The organism is Marinobacter metalliresistant (genome assembly GCF_038098645.1).
Lineage (GTDB): Bacteria > Pseudomonadota > Gammaproteobacteria > Pseudomonadales > Oleiphilaceae > Marinobacter > Marinobacter metalliresistant.
This window is the reverse complement of record NZ_CP101118.1, coordinates 1,680,011-1,694,292: the sequence shown is the minus strand read 5'-3', so window position 1 is coordinate 1,694,292 and position 14,282 is coordinate 1,680,011. Positions and strand designations below refer to the sequence as shown.

At 57.0% G+C, this 14,282-nt stretch carries 15 protein-coding genes and 1 pseudogene; 12 read left to right on the top strand and 4 right to left on the bottom strand.

What is annotated here, in order from left to right; all coding sequences use genetic code 11:
* The first annotated feature begins 35 nt into the window (after positions 1-35).
* From NLK58_RS07885 to NLK58_RS07875, 3 genes are all read left to right on the top strand, one after another.
* Complete coding sequence (locus NLK58_RS07885; protein ID WP_117618003.1) at positions 36-1,919, top strand: monovalent cation:proton antiporter-2 (CPA2) family protein; 1,884 nt, start codon at positions 36-38, stop codon at positions 1,917-1,919.
* A 91-nt stretch (positions 1,920-2,010) separates the two neighbouring features.
* Entirely contained in the window at positions 2,011-3,120 is a 1,110-nt protein-coding gene (locus NLK58_RS07880) for a histone deacetylase (RefSeq protein WP_117618002.1), read from the top strand.
* Positions 3,121-3,361: 241 nt separating this feature from the next.
* Positions 3,362-4,327, top strand: coding sequence for a putative zinc-binding metallopeptidase (locus tag NLK58_RS07875; RefSeq protein WP_117618001.1), 966 nt, complete (start codon positions 3,362-3,364; stop codon positions 4,325-4,327).
* 18 nt (positions 4,328-4,345) lie between these two features.
* Here NLK58_RS07875 and NLK58_RS07870 read toward each other — a convergent pair.
* Positions 4,346-4,915 (bottom strand): annotated as a pseudogene (locus NLK58_RS07870) (NnrU family protein).
* A 149-nt stretch (positions 4,916-5,064) separates the two neighbouring features.
* Between NLK58_RS07870 and NLK58_RS07865 the strand changes: the two are divergent.
* Positions 5,065-5,439, top strand: a complete 375-nt coding sequence (locus NLK58_RS07865; protein WP_227539473.1) for a hypothetical protein — start codon at positions 5,065-5,067, stop codon at positions 5,437-5,439.
* A 40-nt stretch (positions 5,440-5,479) separates the two neighbouring features.
* Here NLK58_RS07865 and NLK58_RS07860 read toward each other — a convergent pair whose 3' ends face one another.
* The 3 genes from NLK58_RS07860 to NLK58_RS07850 are packed head-to-tail and all read right to left on the bottom strand — an operon-like array spanning position 5,480 to position 7,158.
* Positions 5,480-5,824, bottom strand: a complete 345-nt coding sequence (locus NLK58_RS07860) for a hypothetical protein (RefSeq protein WP_227539472.1) — start codon at positions 5,822-5,824, stop codon at positions 5,480-5,482.
* A gap of 23 nt (positions 5,825-5,847) precedes the next feature.
* On the bottom strand, positions 5,848-6,507 hold the full coding sequence (locus tag NLK58_RS07855) for a hypothetical protein (RefSeq protein WP_341582467.1): 660 nt from the start codon (positions 6,505-6,507) through the stop codon (positions 5,848-5,850).
* Between the two features lie 18 nt (positions 6,508-6,525).
* Positions 6,526-7,158 carry a helix-turn-helix transcriptional regulator gene (locus NLK58_RS07850; RefSeq protein ID WP_341582466.1) on the bottom strand — a complete coding sequence of 211 codons (633 nt, stop codon included), beginning with the start codon at positions 7,156-7,158 and terminating at the stop codon, positions 6,526-6,528.
* A gap of 120 nt (positions 7,159-7,278) precedes the next feature.
* On the opposite strand from NLK58_RS07850, the gene NLK58_RS07845 reads away from it, so the two are divergent.
* From NLK58_RS07845 to yeiP, 8 genes are all read left to right on the top strand, one after another.
* Positions 7,279-8,160 carry a DMT family transporter gene (locus NLK58_RS07845; RefSeq protein ID WP_117617996.1) on the top strand — a complete coding sequence of 294 codons (882 nt, stop codon included), beginning with the start codon at positions 7,279-7,281 and terminating at the stop codon, positions 8,158-8,160.
* Positions 8,161-8,219: 59 nt separating this feature from the next.
* Positions 8,220-8,471 carry a dimethylsulfonioproprionate lyase family protein gene (locus NLK58_RS07840; RefSeq protein WP_205422278.1) on the top strand — a complete coding sequence of 84 codons (252 nt, stop codon included), beginning with the start codon at positions 8,220-8,222 and terminating at the stop codon, positions 8,469-8,471.
* A 235-nt stretch (positions 8,472-8,706) separates the two neighbouring features.
* The gene (locus tag NLK58_RS07835; protein ID WP_117617995.1) at positions 8,707-10,263 is read left to right on the top strand and encodes a BCCT family transporter; all 1,557 of its coding nucleotides are present in this window, start codon (positions 8,707-8,709) and stop codon (positions 10,261-10,263) included.
* A gap of 77 nt (positions 10,264-10,340) precedes the next feature.
* Positions 10,341-11,390, top strand: coding sequence for a mechanosensitive ion channel family protein (locus NLK58_RS07830; protein WP_303287107.1), 1,050 nt, complete (start codon positions 10,341-10,343; stop codon positions 11,388-11,390).
* A 172-nt stretch (positions 11,391-11,562) separates the two neighbouring features.
* A complete protein-coding gene (locus tag NLK58_RS07825; RefSeq protein WP_117617993.1) occupies positions 11,563-12,261 on the top strand; it encodes an Rpn family recombination-promoting nuclease/putative transposase in 699 nt (232 codons plus the stop codon).
* Position 12,262: 1 nt separating this feature from the next.
* Positions 12,263-12,655 (top strand): DUF2750 domain-containing protein, encoded by a 393-nt coding sequence (locus NLK58_RS07820; RefSeq protein ID WP_117617992.1) that lies wholly within the window; start codon positions 12,263-12,265, stop codon positions 12,653-12,655.
* A gap of 313 nt (positions 12,656-12,968) precedes the next feature.
* Positions 12,969-13,667, top strand: coding sequence for a crotonase/enoyl-CoA hydratase family protein (locus tag NLK58_RS07815; protein WP_117617991.1), 699 nt, complete (start codon positions 12,969-12,971; stop codon positions 13,665-13,667).
* Positions 13,668-13,696: 29 nt separating this feature from the next.
* Positions 13,697-14,263, top strand: coding sequence for an elongation factor P-like protein YeiP (yeiP, locus tag NLK58_RS07810; protein ID WP_117617990.1), 567 nt, complete (start codon positions 13,697-13,699; stop codon positions 14,261-14,263).
* Positions 14,264-14,282 lie beyond the last annotated feature (19 nt).

The window sequence follows — 14,282 nt, the reverse complement described above, 5'->3', positions numbered from 1 at the left end:
CGCAGCCTGACTGAATCCAAATCAAGGAAAAACCCATGACTGTCTACTTCATTCAGGCCTTTATCTACCTGGTTGCCGCGGTGATCGCCGTGCCCCTGGCAAAACGTTTTGGCCTGGGCTCCGTGCTCGGCTATCTGGTTGCGGGTGTGGTGATCGGCCCGGTGACAGGGCTGGTCGGTCAGGAAGCGGACACCATTCAGCATTTCGCCGAGTTTGGTGTGGTCATGATGCTGTTCCTGGTCGGCATGGAGCTTGATCCCAAGGCGCTCTGGGCCATGAGGGTTCGTCTCGTCGGCCTTGGCGGACTTCAGGTGGTGTTGACGGCAGTAGCCGGTATGGCGGTGGCCGCATGGCTTGGGCTCCGGTGGCAGACGGCGCTTGCAGTGGGGTTGATCTTTGCACTCTCATCCACCGCGATTGTATTGCAGACCCTAAACGAGAAGGGACTGGTCAGAACCGAAGGGGGGCGCAGTGCCTTCTCAGTCTTGCTGTTTCAGGACATCGCGGTTATTCCCATACTTGCGCTTATCCCTTTGCTGGCTCTGCCGGAACTGAAAGACGCTGCGGGCCCCTCTGATGATCCTGGCAGTAGCCTGAGCCTGGTGGCCAGTCTTCCGGGCTGGGCTAACGGGCTGGTCGTGGTGGCTGCCATCGGAGCGGTAATCGTTGGTGGTCACTATTTGAGCCGGCCTTTGTTCCGCTATGTGGTGCAGTCAGGATTGCGAGAGGTTTTCACCGCGACGGCATTGATGCTGATCATCGGAATTGCTGCCCTCATGAGCCTGGTCAACCTGTCTCCCGCATTGGGTGCATTTCTGGCAGGCGTGGTATTGGCCAACAGCGAATTCCGGCATGAGCTGGAGGCGAATATCGAGCCGTTCAAGGGCCTGCTGCTGGGTCTGTTTTTTATCACCGTTGGTGCTGGGGTCAATTTTGACGTGTTATCTGAGCAATGGGGCACGGTCGCTTCCCTTGCGGTCGCGGTCATTGCTGTCAAGGCGGCGGTTCTGCTCGGCCTGGCGCTGCTTTTCAGGGTCCACGGCAGCAATGGTTGGTTGTTCACGCTGGGGCTGGCCCAGGCCGGCGAATTTGGCTTTGTTCTTTTGACTTACAGCGTCCAGAACCACGTGATTCCTGTGGAGATGTCGCAGATTCTCATGCTGGTAGTGGCGCTCTCAATGTTTCTTACGCCGTTGCTGTTCATTGTCTACGACCGGATCGTGCTGCCGCGTTATCGGCGTTCAAAGAACGATGACCGGGAGGCCGACACCATCGATGAGCAGGCTCCGGTGATTGTGGCCGGTGTTGGTCGTTTCGGGCAGATCGTTTGCCGTTTGTTGCGTGCCAATAATGTTCCAATTGTGGCGCTGGACCATGAGATCGAGCAGATCGAGAACCTCAGGCAGATCAACATCAAGAGTTTCTTCGGGGATGCAAGCCGGCCGGAATTGCTGGAGACAGCGGGTATCGAGCAGGCCCGCCTGCTGGTGGTGGCCATAGACGACCGTGATCGGGCGGTGCAGATGGTGGAGCACGTGAAGCAGTTTTTCCCCGGTGTCTGGGTGCTTGCCCGCGCCTTTGACCGTGGTCACGGATACCGGTTGAGGGAAGCGGGCGCGGATGATGTTGTGAGTGAAACCTATCACTCAGCTCTCGAACTTGGCGGCCACGCACTTACGGCTATGGGTGTGCATCCGATGCGTGCCCGGCAGATGACCTGGGCGTTTGTGGACAATGAACAAGCCCACGAGGACGAATTGTTCGAGGCCTGGAAGGAAATCGAGGAAGGTATCCGGTTTAGCCCCCGTTACGGCGAGTTGTTTATGAAGCTGGAGGAGGCGTTAAGCAGCGCCATGCAGCGGGATTGGGAAGAGCCGAAGCAAGAAGATGTTCCGATCTGGAGGCCGCCTGACCGCTGACAGCAAAGTAACGCTGGTCTATGCTGATTGGAGATCGTGCTGACTGCACGAGGGCTGTGGCGCACTTCCATGCGTAATCGTGGAGATACATGTGTCAGCAAAAAGAGAAGTCACTCTGGTTTATGACGAGCGCGTTCTGAATCACGCGCCCGATGTGAACGCCGCCTTTCTTCCTGGCCGTCTGGACAAAAGAGTTCGAGGGATCCTTGCTGGGCTGAATGTTCAATGGAAATACCCCGAGCACCCCGGACGCATTCAGGCCATTCTCGATTTGTTGGTCCGAGAGCCGGTTGAGGGGCTTCGATTCGCTCCCGGCAAGTCCGCCACCCGGGAACAGCTGGCTCGTGTTCACACTACGTCGTATCTGGACGATGTGTTTTCCCTGCGTGACAAAAATGCCTGGCTGGATGTGGATACCACTGCGGTGTCACCCGGAAGCATCGAGGCTGCCGAGGTGGCCGCAGGTACCGCGATTGCTGCGGTGGAGGCAGTTTGTTCGGGCAGTACTGGCAGCGCCTTCGCCCTGATCAGGCCCCCTGGGCATCATGCAGAGCCGGTTCGGGCCAGAGGGTTCTGCCTCATTAACAACGTTGCCGTTGCAGCAGCCCATGCCCAGGCTGAGCTTGGCTGTGAAAGAGTGCTGATTGTCGATTGGGACGCCCACCATGGTAACGGTACCCAGGACATCTTCTGGGCGGATCCGAATGTGATGTTCTTCGATATCCACCGGGCTTCACCTTTTTACCCTGGCAGTGGCAATTTGCACGATGTCGGGGCGGGGTTGGGCGAGGGCACCACAGTGAATGTGCCCATGCCGGGTGGCGCTGGTGATGTCGCTTACCTCAGGGCTTTCAATGAAATTCTTGTGCCGGCCGCGGAGTACTTCAAGCCGGATCTGATTCTGGTGTCGGCAGGTTTCGACGCCCATTGGTACGACCTTGCGATGAATGTTTCCTTCGAGGGTTTTGCCGCCATGACGGGAATTGTGCAATCGTTGGCGGATCGGCTGTGTGAGGGTCGGCTTGCCTTTGTTCTGGAAGGCGGCTACAACACGGAGTCACTGGCCCACGGTGTGCGATCTGTTCTGGATGTACTGGCCGGCGGGAGTGTCCCGGAGCCCAGAGTGTGTGGTATGGAAGCCGTGGAGGAAGCTATCGCGTTTCACCTGAGCGCATTCGCCGGGGAGTCCTCCGGAGAATGACCCGGTTATGTCTGGCGTTGTAGAGGGCGGCATGGGGCGGCTTTGCCCCGTGATACCCAGTTACTCATCTTCGGTCTGTTATCTGTAAGGGGAGCGGGGACAGGTCTGTTGCGGCGCCTTCTGGTGCAGCGGGATCTGGATAACGAATCCCTGGCTGGTGTTCCTTTGCTTTAGGGTATAGGTTCGGTAGAGCGGCGATCCGTTTTTTTGCACACTGCCGTTCAAAAGGAGCTCCAGCTCAATGAAGGTTTATTCCAACCCGGTTGGTTCCGGTAATCTTTGGTTTGATAATCTGACCACCGCCGAGGGTGCCCCTGTCGCTTATGACCCCCAGGCAAGGGCGTTCCTCCCCATGCCGCCCTTTTGTGTGAACCGGGGGATCATTGGTTGCAACTGGATCGCACCAGAGCAGGGGGCATTTTGTCGTTCCTGTGCCATGACGGCCCTGGCGCCGGATCCGAGCATTCCAAACGCCATGCCGAACTGGGCGAAAACCGAGGCGGCAAAGCGCTGGGTGCTGGACAATCTCGGCCGCTGGCACTGGTTCCGGCCGGAAGATCCGGGGACGCGCCCGGTTTTCCATATGCTCGCGGAGGGGCTGACGCCAGTTGCCATGGGGCACGCAAACGGCGTGGTGACCATCAGCGTGGCCGAGGCTGACCCGGTAGTGCGTGCAACCAGGAGACAGGCCCTGGATGAGCCTTACCGAACCATGGTGGGCCATATGCGCCATGAGATTGCGCATATGCTCTGGTGGCGTCTGAGTCTGCGGGACGACTTTCTGAATGCGTTCCGGGAGATGTTTGGTGATGAGCGCGCTGACTACCCCACAGCACTTCAACGGCACTATCATCAGGGCCCGCCGGCTGACTGGAGGCTGTTTTACCTGACCAGCTATGCGTCGGCCCATCCGCACGAGGACTGGGCCGAAACCGCGGCCCACCTGCTGCACCTGACCGACATCACCGACAGTTTTGTGGCATCCGGTCTGACGTCGCCGGAATTGCCACGGTCCGGCTGGGATCCCTACTCAGAGCCTGATACTGCGTTGCTGATTCATGTGGCAGCGTCGTTGGCCATTCGGGTCAATCACGTGAACCGTTCCATGGGCCTGTCGGACCTGTATCCCTTCGTGCTCTCGGAAACGGCGCAACGCAAGCTTGCCTTCGTCCATGACTGGTTGCGACGGGGTGCTCAGGGGCGCTGATCCGCGGATCAGCCCCGATCACACCGGCGCCACGCCAAACAGCCATTGGTGTGCCCAGAATACCGTCACCACATACACCGCAAGGCCGCCGACAATTGCAATAAGGTCATTTGCCTTGCTGGCCGGTAATGTGGGAATCGGTCGCTGGCTTCTGTGCTTCATGGAAATCCGGTCGGCCACGGCTCATGCGAGGACTGAGCCGAACAGCAGCAGGTCCTGCAGCATGCCGTTGGCCAGCAGGTGAGCCAGCGCCCAGAGTTTGACCGCAATCAGCATCGGGTGCTTGAGCCTTGCCTTGATTTTGCCCGGGAAGTAGGTGGCAAACAGCAGCGGGAACACCGGAATCAACAGCAACATGGCCAGGTGCCGAAGCCAGGCCGGGGGCGTATAGATCACGGTTGGGTCCATTCGGGCGGCAGCGTAGCCCCAGATGATCAGCAACAGGCCAACAAGGGAAGCGAGCGAGTAGAGACCTTTGTACGCAGCCTCACCGAGGGATGCGTGCAGTCGATTACGCAGCGGCTCGTTGACGATGGACAGCGAATGCACGCCGAGAAACAGAACCAGACCAACGATCAGTGTGGTCATTTGCCAAAACTCCTGGTCAGTTTGTTGATGGAATCGTTGTCCGCGAACGGACCATGGGTATGAATTCAAAGACAGTATAGGAAACCGGGACAGAACATGCCTGAGCGTTTATCATCGGCGGCCTGATTCACCGGATTGAAAAGGCGCCCATGAAGTTTCCCACGGTCACTGTTGTATTGGTATCTGCTGCCCTGCTGTTTGTTCTCTGGGAGCAGACCCGCAAACAGCCAGAGCCAATCGATGCCAGCCGGCTTACCAATTTGCGGGCCAATCCGGTTGAACTCAGTTCTGCGGTCGACTGGATTTTTACCCAGCTTCCCGGGTTCTGCGTGGACGCCACTGGCGAGAGAGAGGGGACAAAAGCTCACGCTGATTGTGTCAGCAAGGGTGAAGCCCGCACATCCACTTGCCGGCGGATGCTTTTCGACAGATTCCCGGGCGTCGTTGCCTCAGAGGCCGTATTCAGGGACGTCTCACTCACAGCAATGGAGTGCCTGGTTCCCAGATCGGGTTTGGTCAAGTAGACAGTGCCCAGCAGGTCATGGCTATGGCCCGTAGTGGATGTCAGCATTCCGAGGTAACTTGGGTAACCGTGCACTCCGGGTCGCCGAAGGAATCGTATTCGACATAGCAGCCCTGGCCCGGTTTTGATGCTGAAGGCAGAGAGAACCCCACACGGGTGTACCGGTTATCGACGGAGGTTTGCAGGGAGGGATCGCTGGCATCCACCGAAATATAGTCCAGCATCGTCAGCGAATCCTCGGCTTCCGCCTGGCTTTCCGGGCACAGGTTGCGCCAGTCAACTTCCGAACGGCCTGCTTCGGTTTCGATCACATAGCCGGTCTGTTGGGTCCCTCCGGGGTTGCTTGCAGCGGGGGAGAGCCCCTGAGCATAGGCTTTACTTCTCACAATGCCGATTACTTCTCCGCCCCTCAGCGCCCGAAAAACCTCGGGTTTCGTTCAATGAACGCATCTATCCAGCGTTCCAGGAATGATCGTCCACCAGGGAATTTAAGGTAACGCCAGCCCAGGAAGGATATAACCAGCGCACCCAGCGTATCAACAATCAGGTCCCACATTGTATCTGTCAATCCCGACGGATCGCCCAGCATCGGCTTTTGCATATTCGTCCCGAACACGGAATCCATGGCGAATTCAAAAACCTCCCACAGGGTACCCACGCCCAGCGCAAACATGAATGCGAAAAAAGCCACGAAACCCGGGTTCATGTGCACCTGAATTTTTTCGGTTTCATTCATGATGTGCACCAGCAGAAAACCGAGAATGCCGAGCAGAAAGCCCGACATGGTGTGCAGTGCCATGTCCCACCACCAGAACCGTGTGTAGTAATCGCGTATCTCGCCAAGGAACAGGGCGGCGAAAACAAACCCGATGGCAGCCAGTTGCAACTCGGGCGGAATGTGAATCCGAAAACGGCGTTCAAACAGCACCGGGAAGAACGTAATTGCAATAATCATTGCGGTCAGAAATGCGGTAAACCATCGCTGGCCCCAGATGGCCAATATTGCCTCGGCAAGCAGTATCAGCTGTAAGGCAACAGTGATCCGTTGATGAGTAACGCGAATGCGCATGGGCCTCTGGCTCCGGGGTCAGTGGTTTAAGTGAGCTTCTGCGCGGTAGCCTGAAGGCGTTATTCCGAACCTTGATTTGAACGCCCGGCTGAACTGGCTGGAATCATTGAATCCGCATGTAAGCGCAATGGCAGTGATGTTGTCGCTCCGTTTACGAAGCATGTCCCGGGCCCGGATCAATCGCTGTTCCTGAACGTATTGATAAGGGGCGCAGTCGAAGGTTGCCCTGAAAAGCCGGGCAAAGTGGTAGGGGCTCAGATTGACCCAACTGGCCATATCGGCCAGCGTCAGTGGCTGGCTTAGTTGAGCGTTGATGCGTTCTTGCAGAAGTCGGCGGTATCGAAGTGATAGCGTGCCTGTCACTTCTGGGAGTGTTTGTGGTAAGTCGGAGTGACGGCTGACAACTTTCCCGTTCAATACACGTCTGGCTTGTTCGCCCTTGTCTATGTAGATGCTCAGTGCATGGTGTCGGGGCCGTTCGTACCGCACCTCGCCCTGATGATTTTGCCACTGCGCCAGAGCCCGCCCCTGATCCAATTCCAGCATTCTCTGGGGGGCAACGCCAGCGGTTCTCAGGGTATCAACAATATCCCGGGTAGCCTTACGTGATTGCGTCCGCGGGTGTGATGCGGATTCAGGATCGGTTTGCATATCTGGCCTCCGCAAGAATCATCCATGGTTCAGCAGGATCTGACAAGTTTTGCTGTCTTTTCCGTCCTATCCTGACCGCCTGAATTACAAATGTTCCCGTTACCTACAGGAATCACTGCCATGCCAATCTCTGTTCATTATGGTTTGACGGTATTGATCTGGGGCCTCACCTGGACGGCGATTCGCCTGCAGGTTGAAGCAGCGCCTGTCGACATTTCCGTCTTCTACCGTTTTGTGATGGCCTCCACCGTGGCTCTGGTGGTTCTGGCTCTGATGCGACGCCTGCAGAAACTGACGCTGAAGCAGCACGGATGGCTTGTGCTTCAGGGGTTGACCCTTTACAGCGTGAATTTCCTGTTGATCTACCGTGCTGCAGAATCCATGACCAGCGGCCTGCTGGCGGTGGTGTTTTCATTAGCGGCCCTGTTCAACGCCCTGAATGGCTGGCTGTGGTTGCGGCTGAAACCCACTGCTCGCCTGTATCCGGCAATTTCTCTGGGCATCACGGGTGTGGCTTTGTTGTTCTGGCATGATCTGCAGTTGGGTAACACGACTGCGACCAGCATTCTGTTCGCGGTTGCTGGCACCTTCTGGTTTTCGATGGGAAACCTGGTCAGCATCAAGGTACGGATGTCTCAGGTGCCTCTGTTCCTGGCAAATGCCTGGGCGATGGTATACGGAGCGTTGATTCTGGGCGTCTGGTGTCTGGTGCAGGGCGTGGAGTGGGTCGTTCCCACGACGGCAACCTTCTGGGGCGCAACCGTGTTTCTGGCGGTTCCGGGTTCTATCGTCGCATTCTATTGCTACATCACGGTGATTCAGACCCTCGGCGCAGACAAGGCCGGCTACGCAACGGTGCTTTTCCCGGTGGTTGCTCTGAGCGTTTCGACCTGGCTGGAAGGTTTTGAATGGACGGTGACGGCCGTGTTGGGGGCGTCCCTGGCGCTGCTCGGGAACTATGTCCTGTTCCGAGGCCGGCCATCCCGGTGCGGCATTGTTTGATCTACAGCAAATCACTTATCCTGATGGGCCACCTTCCAGAGAACCGCAGGAGAGGTACCATGTCGAGACTCTCAGACCACGTTGAGCACGGCCATGATGGTATCAGTGAATCCTACATCTGCCTGACCGGCTCTGTCTCAGACAGCAACTATAGTGTGTTTACACCCGGTGCTCTGTTCTTCAACCCACCTGAAAAAGCCCACCGCATGACAACGGGTGATTTCGAACCTACGTTGCTGGCCTACGCCTGGACAGGGACTGGGGAGAAGCTCGCCAACCAGAAGATGAGCTTTTCTTCGCGCAAGCGGTAATGGGGCAAAGTAGCCGGTCGACCAGGTCCAGTAGATCCGGGACACCTTGATGTCAGTAACCATAGAACAATCCCGGAGTAAAAAGAACTTTATGAGATTCTTATTCAAGCCGTGACGAGGCAAAAACACCTGTATTGATGCTTTCCGCCACTATGTGCGTATTTACCCCACTGTAAGTGCAAGTTCGAGGCATTTCGTGTAGTCTGCGCGGCTTTTTCTTCGAGAGGCAGATCCCATGACCATACAATCTCAGTCCGCCCCGCAGGTAAAATCCGGGGCGCTGGCTGACAGCGACCCGGTGGTGCTGGCGCTCACCATCGGCTTTATTCTGCTGTTCGTCGGCGCTTCTATTGTTGATAGCAGCTACGTTGCCGATCTTATAGGAAGTGGATTTGCCTGGACCGCAACCTACCTTGGTTCGTTTTTTCAGCTCTTGTTGTTGCTGACGTTCTTCATCGCCATTGGCACAGCGCTCAGCCGTGCAGGCGCGGCGCGTATCGGCGGACTGGATCGGCCTGAAATCAGCCGTTTCCGCTGGCTGTCGATGATCATGTGTACGTTGCTGGCGGGAGGCGGCGTGTTTTTTGCCGCTGGCGAGCCGGTTTATCACTTCGTTGTGACGCCCCCGGCGTTTGATACGGAAGCCGGTACGTCGGCCGCAGCAGCGCCCGCCATGGCCCAGTCATTTACTCATTGGGGATTTCTCGCCTGGGCGGTGCTGGGCTCGTTGACTGCTCTCGTTCTGACCCGGGCCCATTACGGGCAGGGCAAGCCTCTCCAGCCAAGGACTCTGCTGTATCCGGTGTTTGGCGAGAAAGTGATTAAGGGCCGCCTCGGGGGTGTGATTGATGCTTTCTGCGTTATTGCGGTGGTAGCTGGAACGGTTGGTCCTATCGGTTTTCTGGCCACCCAGATGAGTTTTGGTCTGCACGAACTGTTTGGCGTGCCTGACGGGTACGGCACCCAGTTGACGGTATTGGCGGTTCTTGCAGGTGTTTACATGACCTCCGCCATGACCGGTCTTCACAAAGGCATCCAGCTGCTCAGCCGCTTTAATGTGATACTGGCGCTGGTTATTGCCGGGGTGATCTTTGTTTTTGGCCCGACATTGTTCCTGACCAACATCTACACACAATCCATGGGTGAATACGTAACTTCTTTTTTCGCCATGGCAACCATGACGGCAGAAACTGCTCCGGCCTGGTGGATGAAATGGTGGACGGTGTTTTTCTTTGCCTGGTTCATCGGCTACACGCCGCTGATGGCCGTGTTTGTGGCCAGGATTTCCCGTGGCAGAACCGTACGGGAAATGGTTCTGGCCGTGGCCCTGCTGGCACCCATTGCGACGACCATCTGGTTCACATTGCTGGGCGGCTCGGGCATCTATCACCAGCTTGCCGGTACGTTTGACCTCACGGGCGCGCTGAACAACTTCCGCTTTGATGTCGCCACGCTGACCGTGGCCCAGGCACTGCCCGGCGGTACCTGGATGGCGGCCGCGATTCTGCTGCTTACCACCATATTTGTTGCCACTACAGGTGATTCCATGAGCTACTCAATCGCCATGGTGGGTGCTGGTCACGATGAACCAAGCCCCTGGATTCGCGTGTTCTGGGGTGGTGCCATGGCACTGATGGCGGCCATTCTTCTGTACATGGGGGCTGGCCAGATTGGCGTGCTGCAGCAGTTCATCGTACTGACAGCGATTCCGGTATCGCTGATCATTCTGCCGTCGCTGTGGACCGGGCCGAAAGCGGCCATGGCGATGGCACGGGAGCAGGGGCTGGTCTAGTCTTGCATAAGCCGGGCGCCCGGGCGGCCCCGGTTCTTTCTGTGCAACCCAGATGAACAAGGACTCGCGGGGGACTGATGCTGGAAGCGTTTGAGGCTGGTTTCAAGGCGTGGATGTGGCCCGGATTCTCGGCGATCCTCGCGGTTGCCGCCACCTATGTCGTTTACCGGCTGGCGCTGGCGGTCTTTCGCCATTTCTCCGAGCCGGGAACGGTGCTGCGATTGTTTCTCGACGCCGCAGCCCGGGCGCTCGGCGTGGTCTTCTGTCTGCTGGTGCTGGCCGGGGCGCTGGAGGCGGCGCCAGCGGATTTGCCGTTGATGGCAGCCATGCAGCAAGTCACCACTTTATTGCTTGTTCTGGCGATCACCTGGGCGGCGGTTCGGCTGACTTCCGCGATTGGTGAGGTTATCGTGGCGCTGAACCCGGTGCTCGAGGGGCAGTGGAAGCGCGCCCGCAAGGTCGAAACCCAGACCCGGTTTCTGGTTCGCGCCCTGAATATCCTCATTGTCATTATCGGCTTGGGTGCGGCCCTGATGACCTTTGAGTCCGTCCAGCACATGGGTGCCAGCCTGCTCGCATCGGCGGGGGTCGGCGGCCTGATTCTGGGTTTCGCCGCCCGCCCCGTGCTGAGCAATTTGCTGGCGGGGATGCAGATTGCGCTCACCCAGCCCTTCCGGATAGATGATGTACTGAACGTTCAGGGGGAGTGGTGCTGGGTGGAAGAGGTGACGTCCACCTATGTGGTTTTGAGGGTCTGGGACCTTCGCCGACTGGTTATTCCACTGCAGTGGTTTATCGAGAATCCGTTCCAGAACTGGTCCAGAAATACCGCGGATCTGCTGGGAACCGTATTTATCTGGGTGGACTACACCATGCCGGTGAAGGCGCTTCGGCAGGAGTTCAACCGGTTGCTGGCTCAGTCGGGACTCTGGGATGGTAAGGTGGCTACAGTGCAGGTGACCGATGCCAGCGACCAGGCCATGCAGGTGCGGTTCCTGATGAGCGCTTCGGATTCAAGCCGGAACTGGGACCTCAGATGTGCGGTTCGTGAGGGGCTGGTAACCTTCATCCAGGAAAACTACCCGGCCCAGTTACCGCGCCTGAGGGCCCGGATGGTTGAAAGCTGACGGTTTCTGCCGATACGCCAACTCGTTCAGCAATCACTGAACTTTTGTTAAAGGATACTGGGTCTGGCTGTGGGTGCCGGTCTGGGACTGGCCTGTTTTTTTTGAGTTTTTGGTGTTATCCGATGAGGTGAGGGGGTGTGGTAGAATAACCGCCATTCATTCAGGTGGCCTCATGAGCGACTTACTCGATCCGACCAACGATTACGTTTTCAAGCGTTTGTTTGCAGAAGCCCCGGATCTGTTGGTGAACCTGATTAATGATCTGCGCCCTGATCTTCCGGATATTATGTCGGTTGATATTCTGAACCCGAATATCGAAGCCAGTGAACTGACTGGCAAATACATTATCCTGGATGTCCTGGCTCGGGATGGGGAAGGCCACTGCTATAATGTCGAGATACAGGTTCGCAGGTACGGTGCTTGGCATAAGCGCGGTTTGTTTTACCTTGCGCGTACTCTGGGCACGCAACTGGATGCTGGGGAGGACTACCAGCACCTGAGAGCCTCGGTCGGGCTGCACCTGCTGGATTTTGATTTGTTCACTGCAACTGAGAACGAACGTAGGCAAGCGGTGTGTCGGTTCGAGATGCGTGACGAAACCCAGCCGGACATATCGCTGGGGAACATTTTGCAGATGAACCTGATCGAACTGAACAAGGCAGACCGAATCGGTCTGGAGCCGGGACCGTTATCGGCCTGGATCACTTTCTTTAAGCACTGGCAAGAGGAGCTCACCATGGCTAATGTGGCACATGAACCGGTTAAAAAGGCAATGAGCCGCATCCGTGAACGTACTACAGTCAGTCTTCCCGGATTCCGTGTTAGGCTCCGAAACCTACCCGAAAGCAACTTGTTGGAGTGGCGTGCCTGATATGAGCAGTGATGAACTTACCCCGGTAATCGAAATGGACGGCGAACTGCGGTACGACTACTTCCTGAACCAGGTGGGCGAGGAGCGCGAAATCTGGATTCTGGTTAATACCGGGAATCGCTTCCTGAAAATTGCCTCCGACGATGGCGACGTAGAGTACCTGCCCGTTTGGCCTGCCCCGGCGTTTGCCGCCGACTACGCCAAGGGTGCCGATGACCTGTCTCCCCGAAGTATTTCATTGCCAGACTTTTTCAGGAAATGGGTGCCCGGGCTGACCAGGGATGGCCTGGATGTCGGCGTCTTTCCCGGCCTTGATAAAACCGTTTGGATCACCGAACCCGAGGAGCTCAAGCGGGATCTGCAGGATGTGATGTCGGATTTCAACAGAGGCTGACCCGTGACATGCACCGCCACAGGTCAGCCTGCGGCTGCAATCCTAAGCTATTCGGTAGCTCGAGCGTGCTGTTTAAGGCGTAGCCGGTCATTAAAACGCCATAATCCCTGAAGCCCTGTGATTGCAGGGCTGAAGACACCTGTCCGAGCTGTTCCCACAAAGTTATCCACAGTTTTTGTGGGTAAGATTATTCAGAGCTCCGTGCCCTTCGAATTCTTGCAAAGATTGTTGAAACTCGGACGCGGCTGACCCACAATCTGGTCCGACTAAGTAAACAAACGCTCACTTTAATTTTGGCAGAGAGGTAAGGCAGGTGACTGAGCTGGTAGGTTACGAGTTGAAAGACGGTGTTGCGACGATCACCATCAGCAATGGCAAGGCGAATGCCCTGAGTCATGAGGTTATTGAGGGCCTGAATCAGGCGCTGGATCGTGCGGAGCAGGACAAGGCCGTTGTTATCCTCACCGGCCAGCCGGGCATTTTCTCCGCCGGTTACGATCTGAAGGAAATGCAGAAAGGTCCGAAGGAAGCTGCGGCGCTGGTAACTACCGGCTCCAAACTGACCCGTCGCCTCGCGGCGTTTCCGTTGCCGGTGATCGGCGCGTGCAGCGGCCATGCCATTGCCAAGGGAGCGTTCATCCTGCTGTCCGTAGATCATCGCATTGGTATCGAAGGGCCCTTCAAGCTGGGCCTGAATGAGGTTGCGATTGGCATGACCATGCACCATGCCGGTATCGAAATTGCCCGCCACCGTCTGGCGCCGGCTCATTTCTACCGCTCGGTTGTAAACGCTGAAATCTACAGCCCTGAAGGCGCGGTCGAGGCAGGGTTCCTGGATGAGGTGGTTGCCCAGGACAAACTGATCGAACGAGCCACCGGGCTTGCGCTCCACTTCAAGACTCTGAACATGCGTGCGCACCGGGAAACCAAGGTTAAAGCCAAGGCGGATTACCTGGCGCTTCTGGATCGTTGCATTGAGCAGGATTCAGAGCATTTGGGGCTGAACGGTTAAGCGAAACTCCCTTTACGGAAACAGAAGACATGCCCAGAGCCAGTGAGATCAAAAAGAATTCCGCTGTTGAATACGACGGACGGGTGTATTTCGTGAAAGACATTGAGCGCTCGGTCCCCCAGGGCCGTGCCGGTGGCAGCCTGTACCGGATGCGAATGTACGATGTGGTGACCAGCCAGAAGCTTGACGAGACATTCAAGGATTCGGACATGCTCAACCTGGCTGACCTGACGCGCCGGGAAGCCACCTTTTCCTACGCGGATGGCGATGAGTACGTGTTCATGGATACCGAGGACTTCACCCAGTACAGCCTGAACCGGGACGCCATTGCCGAAGAGCTGCTGTTCATCTCCGAAGACACGCAGGGCGTTATGGTTATCCTGTTGAAGGACTCGCCGGTTGCACTCGCACTTCCGCCCACCGTTGAACTGGTGATTGAAGAGACGGATCCGTCCGTCAAAGGCGGCTCTGCGACGGCCAGAACCAAGCCCGCCCGTTTTGCAACTGGTCTGGTGGTACAGGTGCCTGAACATATCTCCACCGGAGATCGCATTCGCATTAACGTGGAGGAGCGCAAGTTCCTGGGCCGCGCCTGATCTGAACTCGTTCCGATGT